The organism is Bradyrhizobium sp. (genome assembly GCF_027451485.1).
GTDB lineage: Bacteria > Pseudomonadota > Alphaproteobacteria > Rhizobiales > Xanthobacteraceae > Bradyrhizobium.
This window is the reverse complement of the sequence record NZ_DAIDJE010000092.1, coordinates 61,170-68,295: the sequence shown is the minus strand read 5'-3', so window position 1 is coordinate 68,295 and position 7,126 is coordinate 61,170. Positions and strand designations below refer to the sequence as shown.

The 7,126-nt window shown below is 63.6% G+C and carries 7 protein-coding genes; 3 read left to right on the top strand and 4 right to left on the bottom strand.

All coding sequences use genetic code 11. The features are described 5' to 3' along the window. The 3 genes from NEZ08_RS12355 to NEZ08_RS12345 form a co-directional block, all read left to right on the top strand. A partial coding sequence (locus tag NEZ08_RS12355; protein ID WP_298107190.1) for a PD-(D/E)XK nuclease family protein occupies positions 1 to 1,208 on the top strand: 1,208 nt, incomplete at its 5' end. Between the two features lie 101 nt (positions 1,209 to 1,309). Then, on the top strand, positions 1,310 to 1,630 hold the full coding sequence (gene trxA, locus NEZ08_RS12350) for a thioredoxin (RefSeq protein ID WP_298107188.1): 321 nt from the start codon (positions 1,310 to 1,312) through the stop codon (positions 1,628 to 1,630). 294 nt (positions 1,631 to 1,924) lie between these two features. Beyond that, a complete protein-coding gene (locus NEZ08_RS12345) occupies positions 1,925 to 2,650 on the top strand; it encodes a hypothetical protein (protein WP_298107186.1) in 726 nt (241 codons plus the stop codon). Between the two features lie 53 nt (positions 2,651 to 2,703). Here the strand turns inward: NEZ08_RS12345 and NEZ08_RS12340 are convergent, their stop codons facing one another. From NEZ08_RS12340 to trpB, 4 genes are all read right to left on the bottom strand, one after another. Further along, the gene (locus NEZ08_RS12340; RefSeq protein WP_298107196.1) at positions 2,704 to 3,948 is read right to left on the bottom strand and encodes a folylpolyglutamate synthase/dihydrofolate synthase family protein; all 1,245 of its coding nucleotides are present in this window, start codon (positions 3,946 to 3,948) and stop codon (positions 2,704 to 2,706) included. A gap of 86 nt (positions 3,949 to 4,034) precedes the next feature. Then, positions 4,035 to 4,976 carry an acetyl-CoA carboxylase, carboxyltransferase subunit beta gene (accD, locus tag NEZ08_RS12335; protein WP_298107185.1) on the bottom strand — a complete coding sequence of 314 codons (942 nt, stop codon included), beginning with the start codon at positions 4,974 to 4,976 and terminating at the stop codon, positions 4,035 to 4,037. Between the two features lie 99 nt (positions 4,977 to 5,075). Further along, complete coding sequence (gene trpA, locus NEZ08_RS12330; protein ID WP_298107183.1) at positions 5,076 to 5,900, bottom strand: tryptophan synthase subunit alpha; 825 nt, start codon at positions 5,898 to 5,900, stop codon at positions 5,076 to 5,078. Further along, the gene (gene trpB / locus NEZ08_RS12325) at positions 5,897 to 7,114 is read right to left on the bottom strand and encodes a tryptophan synthase subunit beta (protein WP_298107181.1); all 1,218 of its coding nucleotides are present in this window, start codon (positions 7,112 to 7,114) and stop codon (positions 5,897 to 5,899) included. Before trpB ends, trpA begins: the two co-directional genes overlap by 4 nt. Positions 7,115 to 7,126: the final 12 nt, after the last annotated feature.

Below are 7,126 nucleotides of genomic sequence, written 5' to 3'. Positions count from 1 at the left end.
CAGCCTCGCTGCAAGGCTTCATGGCCTGGCTGCGCTCGGCCGATACCGAGGTCAAGCGCGACATGGAAATCTCGCGCGACGAGGTGCGCGTGATGACGGTGCATGGCGCCAAGGGCCTGGAAGCTTCCGTCGTCATCATGGTCGACACGACATCGTCGCCCGCGGATACGCAGCGTTTGCGGCTGATCCAGCTGCCCCGCGCCAGCGGGGGACACGTCACCGTCTGGGCGGGCAAGAAAGCCGATGATCCCTTCGCCATAGCGACGGCGAGAGACGCGATGCTCGCCGACACCGAGGACGAATATCGCCGCCTGCTTTATGTGGCGATGACGCGCGCGGCTGACCGGCTGATCGTCGCCGGCATCAAGCCCGGCAATATGAACGGCGTCCGCAAGCTCTGCTGGTATGATCTCGCCGACAAGGGGCTGGCGGCCTCCGGTCTCCAGGAAGAGATCATCGAAACCGACGATGGACCGATCCGGCGCTACACGCGCGCCGAAGACGGTGCTCAAGCAGCCGGCGTGGTGGCAAGTGCGACCACCGCGCCACCCACATTGCCGTCCTGGCTGCGGACGGTGCCGCCTTCGCAGGTATCAAAGGCGGATCTGCTGCGTCCATCGGATGGCGGCGGCGATACCGCACGGCGCGCCAGATCCGGCGAGTTCGTCAGAGACCGGACGCGCGCCTTACAACGCGGCACGCTGGTGCACCGTCTCCTGCAATCCCTGCCCGAACTCGCAGTGATCCGCCGGCGCGACGCGGCGCTGAACTTTCTTCGCCGCAACACCAGCAACTGGACGGATAGCGAGCGTGAAGCGCTCGCCGCCAAAGTACTCGAGCTGATCGGGGATGGACGTTTTGCCGCGGTGTTCGGCGATGGCAGCCGCGCCGAGGTGCCGATCGTGGGCTGGCTCGAAAGGCCGTCCGGCGGCTCTGTGCTGGTCTCCGGGCAAATCGACCGTTTGTTCATAACGGACAACGAGGTGCTGATCGTCGATTTCAAGACCAATCAAAGCCCGCCGGCGACAGCGGCCGAAGCGCCCTCCGCCTATGTCCGGCAGCTTGCACTTTATCGTGCATTACTCGCCAGGCTTTATCCCCGGCGGACGACCCGCACCGCACTGCTTTGGACTGAAGCCCCTGAATTGATGGAGATTTTACCTCCCGCGCTGGAAGCCGAACTGGCATCCGGCCCCGGCGGGGCATGAAGCTTGACCCGGCAAGGGTGCGTTCATAGTTTGGACCCACGGTCCCAGCGGCGATTCCTGACCAGGCGCCGCATCCGTCCCGAACTGAACGAGGTAATACAATGGCCGTTGGCAAGGTTTCCGATACCGATTTCGAGGCCGAGGTGCTCAAGGCGCAAGGCCCGGTCGTGGTCGATTTCTGGGCTGAGTGGTGTGGCCCGTGCCGCATGATTGCACCGGCGCTCGACGAGATTGCCGGCGCGATGGGCGACAAGGTCAAAATCGTCAAGCTGAACGTCGATGAGAGCCCGAAGACGGCGTCGAAATACGGCGTGATGTCGATCCCGACACTGATGATCTTCAAGGGCGGTGAGATGGCTTCCCGCCAGGTCGGCGCCGCGCCGAAGGCAAAGCTCCAGCAGTGGATCACTGCAGCGGTCTGATCTTTCCGAAGACAATATTGGTTTCCCCACGGCCGGCGAAAGCCGGCCGTTTTGTTTGGCATGGTTTCCGCTGTTCCACGCGACGCGAGTTGTTCCGTCGCGCATCGGAAAATCGTCGTATTTTAGGAACGGGCAGCGCCTCCAGCCCGTTCTCCTTGTGTCAGGCGCGCACGATCAAGGCCCGGCGCAACAAGCGCGGGACACCGCCACAGACGCCCAGCCATTTCCAGCCTGAGCGCTTGCTCTTTTCAACAACCGGCATCGGCGCGCACCTCAAGACAAGGAGGTTTTCTCATGTCAACTATCACCACCACAGAACACTCCCTCCAGGAGGCCGCAACCTATGGAGGTTTGGTCGATGCCGTCGGTGGCATCGCGACCATTGTTCTCGCCATCATCGCCCTGACCGGCGTTCACGACATGACGCTGGCGGGAATCGCCACGATCGTGTTTGGCGTCGCACTGCTGATTCAGGGCGGGACGATGCTCACGGAATATACGCGAATGAGTTCCCCTGCCGGAGCCTCGGCGATGGGCGAGGAGATTGGAAGCGGCGGCGGCCTGTCGACCCTTTTCCTCGTGGGCATTGCGGGCATCGTGCTGGGCGTCCTGGCGCTCCTTAACATCTATGCGCAGACCTTGATTTCGATCGCGGTCATCGCCTTCGGAGCCGGGCTGCTCCTCAGCAGCAACTCTGTCTGGCACCTTTATCGCTCGAAGCGGAGTTCCCACCGTCTCGGCGGAATGCAGGCAGCCTCAAGTGGCGAGATTTTTGCGAGCGAAATGGCGGCGGGTTCCGCGATCATGCAATCGCTCGCGGGTCTTGCGGCCGGCATTCTCGGCATTCTCGCCGTCACCGGAACGGCTAATCCGGCCATTCTCGCGCTGGTCGGTCTGTTGGTCCTGGGCGCCACGGTGCTCCTGACAGGCAGCTCGTTGAGCGCCATGGTGATGGGCCTCATGGAACCGACCTCGACACGCCGTACGGAATCGTGGCCAATTGAACGTGGCGCCGAATAACGGGGCACGCTGGAGCAACACGTCGGAATGGGCGGCTGAGGCCGCCCATTCCATTAGCGTGGCGGAGTACCGTTCGCCGACAGCACGTGGCCGGCAAGATAGAGCGATCCCGCGATCAGGATCCGCGGCGGCACTTCATAGGCGAGCCGCGCGACAGTCCGCAAAGCCGCTTCGACGTTCGCCGCACTCTCCACCCGCATGCCGAGCGCACGCGCCGCATCCATGAGCCGATCGAGCGGCATGGCGCCGTCGCGATCGGGGATCGGCACCGCGATGATGTGGCGGGTAAGCCCGGCGAAATTGGCGAGGAAGCCGGCGGCGTCCTTGTTTGCCATCATGCCGACGATGACGACCAGCGGCCGCGACACCCGCTCCTCCAGATCACCCAGCGCGGCCGCCGCGACGCGGCCCCCCTCTGCGTTGTGACCGCCGTCGAGCCAGATCTCGCCGCCAACCGGCCCCTGCTCGACCAGCGCACCTGCAGCGAGCCGCTGCATCCGTGCCGGCCATTCGGCATTGGTAACACCCGCTTCGAAGGCCGACGCCTCGATCCTGAAGGCGCCAGCCGCGCGCAAGGTCGCCACCGCAAGTCCGGCGTTGTCGAATTGATGGCGGCCAAACAACCTCGGCGCCGCCAGATCCAACAGGCCGCGATCGTCCTGATAGACCAGCCGTCCGCGCTCGACGCTAATGTGCCACTCCTGCCCGGCGCGATGCAGCGGCGCGCGCTGACGTTTGGCGCGGTTCTCGATTTCGGCGAGCGCGTCCGCTTCCTGGTTCGCGCAAATCACCGGCACGCCGCGCTTGATGATGCCGGCCTTCTCGGCCCCGATCGACCGCAGCGAAGACCCGAGAAACTCGCTGTGATCGATGCTGACCGGGGAGATCACACAAGCGATCGGCCGCTCGATCACATTGGTCGCATCCAGCCTCCCGCCGAGGCCGACTTCGAGCAGCACGGCATCTGCCGGATGGCGCGAAAACAGATCAAATGCGGCAACCGTTTCGATCTCGAAAATCGTGATCGGCTCGCCGGCATTGGCGTGCTCGCAGCGTTCCAGCGTGGCAGCGAGTTCCGCATCATCGACAAGAGCGCCGCCGCCAAGATGGCCGAGCCGGTAGCTTTCGTTGAGCCGCACGAGATAGGGCGAGGTGAACGCATGAACGCGATAGCCCGCCGCTTCCAGGGTCGCGCGCAAAAAGGCGACGGTCGAACCCTTGCCATTGGTGCCGGCGACATGAATGACCGGGGCCAGCTTGCGTTCGGGATGGCCGAGCCGCTCCAGAAGGCGCTGCATCCGCTCCAGACCCAGCTCGATGCGGCTGGGATGCAGCCGCGACAGCCGTGCGATCAGGTCGCGGTGCGGCGCAGGCGAAAAATCGCTCACGCGGAAGGCGCTGCCGGGGCCATTTCCGCAGCCGACGGAATCGTGGCCGGCTCCGCCACCGGCTTGGCGGGCTTCGCTGCGGTTTCCAGGGCCGGGGATTTGGTCAAGAGACGACAGAGCCGCGCCAGCGTCGGACGCAGGTCATGACGATGCACGACCATGTCCACCATGCCGTGGTCCTTGAGATATTCGGCGCGCTGGAAGCCTTCCGGCAGCTTTTCGCGGATGGTTTGTTCGATCACGCGCGCGCCGGCAAAACCAATCAACGCGCCGGGCTCCGCGATCTGCACGTCACCCAGCATCGCGTAGGAGGCGGTGACACCGCCAGTGGTCGGATTGGTCAGAACGACGATGTAGGGCAGCTTCGCTTCGCGCAGCATCTGGATGGCAACGGTGGTCCGCGGCATCTGCATCAGCGACAGAATGCCCTCCTGCATGCGCGCGCCGCCGGAGGCCGCGAACACGATGAACGGGGACTTTTTCTCGACCGCGAGCTCAAGCCCGCGCACGATCGCCTCGCCGGCCGCCATGCCGAGCGAGCCGCCCATGAAATCAAAATCCTGCACGGCGACGACGACAGCCGCGCCTTCGAGCTTGCCGTAACCAACCTTGACGGCGTCGTTGAGTCCGGTGCGGGTGCGCGCGTCCTTGATGCGGTCGGCATATTTGCGTTCGTCGCGAAACTTTAACGGATCGGCGGGCACCTCCGGCAGCGCGACATCAAACCAGGTCTCGTTGTCGAAGATCGACTTCAACCGCGCGACCGCGCCCATGCGCATGTGATAGTTGGAGCCGGGAATGACAAACTGATTGGCCTCGACGTCCTTGTAGAAGACGAGCTGCCCGGAATCCGGACATTTGATCCACAAATTCTCCGGCGTCTCGCGGCGGAGCATGTTGCGGATCTTCGGCCGGACGACGTTGGTGAGCCAATTCATGCTGCGCTCCGAAGTGCGTTCATTCGTCGGACCTTATATGGCCTCACCGGACAGACCCGGCAAGGCGCTCTGTGACGCCGGGCCTTACCAGGTTGCAGCCTATCTTGTGCCTCGAACACCGGCGGCCAGTGCCGCCGTCAATTCGGTTACGGCAGTCACCGTCTTGACTGTGGCTTTGCCTGACGAATCAAGACTTCCCCGCAACGCATCGACAAGAGCGGTACCAACCACGGCGCCATCGGCCTCTCCCGCGATCGCGCGGGCGGCTTCCGGAGTGCGGATGCCAAAGCCGACACAGACCGGCAAGGCCGTGTGCCGCTTGATGCGAGCCACCGCTTCGCCGACCGCTCGGGAATCGGCGCTGGCGCTGCCGGTAATGCCTGTGACCGAGACGTAATAGACGAAGCCCGACGTATTGGCGAGAACGGCCGGCAGACGCTTGTCGTCGGTCGTCGGCGTCGCAAGGCGGATGAAATTCAACCCCGCTTTCATCGCCGGCACGCACAATTCGGAATCCTCTTCCGGCGGAAGATCGACCACGATCAGGCCGTCGACGCCGGCAGATTTTGCATCGGCAAGAAACCGGTCGACGCCGTAAATATAAATCGGGTTGTAGTAACCCATCAGCACGATTGGCGTCGCATCATCGGCCTTGCGAAAATCGCGCACCATCGCAAGCGTCTTCTTCAAGGTCATGCCGGCCTTCAACGCGCGCAGGCCCGCGGCCTGGATCGAGGGACCGTCCGCCATCGGGTCAGTGAAAGGCATGCCGATTTCGATGATGTCGGCTCCGGCCTTCGGAAGCGCCTTGATGACCTCAAGCGAGGTCACTGGATCAGGATCGCCCGCCATCAGGAAGGTGACGAAAGCCGAGCGATTTTCTTTCTTCAGTTGCGCAAACCGCGCATCGATACGGATTGTCACTTCGTCTTACCCCGCAGGATATCGCCGACCTGCGGCACGTCCTTGTCGCCGCGGCCCGAGAGATTGACCACCATCAGGTGGTCCTTCGGCCGCTGCGGCGCGAGTTCCATCACCTTGGCGATGGCGTGCGCCGGTTCGAGCGCGGGAATGATGCCTTCCAGCCGCGACAGCAGCTGAAACCCCTCGAGCGCTTCCGCGTCGGTCGCCGACAGGTATTTCACCCGGCCGACGTCATGCAGCCAGGAATGCTCCGGGCCGATGCCGGGATAATCGAGGCCGGCCGAGATCGAATGCGCGTCCTGGATCTGGCCGTCGTCGTCCATGAGGAGATAGGTGCGGTTGCCGTGCAGCACGCCGGGCCGGCCGCCGGCGAGCGACGCCGCATGCAACTGCGTCAGGCCGTGACCGGCGGCTTCGACGCCGAACATTTCGACGGAGGGATCGTCGAGGAACGGATGGAAAAGCCCCATCGCGTTGGAGCCGCCGCCGATGCAGGCGACGAGCGAATCCGGCAGACGGCCTTCGGTTTCCTGCATCTGCTTGCGGGTCTCCTCGCCGATGACAGACTGGAAGTCGCGCACCATCATCGGATAGGGATGCGGCCCTGCCACCGTTCCGATGCAGTAGAAGGTGTTGTGCACGTTAGTGACCCAATCGCGCAACGCCTCGTTCATCGCATCCTTCAGCGTGCGCGAGCCCGACTGCACCGGAATCACCTTGGCGCCCAGCATTTCCATGCGGATCACGTTCGGCTGCTGCCGTTCGACGTCGACGGCCCCCATGTAGACGAAGCACTCAAGCCCGAAGCGTGCACACAGCGTGGCCGTGGCAACGCCGTGCTGGCCGGCACCGGTCTCGGCGATGATGCGCTTCTTGCCCATGCGCCGCGCCACCATGAGCTGGCCGAGCACGTTGTTCACCTTGTGCGAGCCGGTGTGATTGAGCTCTTCGCGCTTCAAATAGATTTTTGCGCCGCCGAGGTGTTCGGTCAGTCGTTCGGCAAAATAGAGCGGCGACGGCCGGCCGACATAATTCTTCAGATAGCCGTTCATTTCCGCATGGAACGCAGGATCGGCCTTGGCCTCGGCATAGGCTTTTTCCAGATCGAGGATCAGGGGCATCAGCGTTTCCGCAACAAACCGGCCGCCGAAAATGCCGAAATGCCCGCGCTCGTCGGGGCCACTTCGGTAGGAATTGGGTCGTAGTTGGCTCATTCTCGCCTTTCA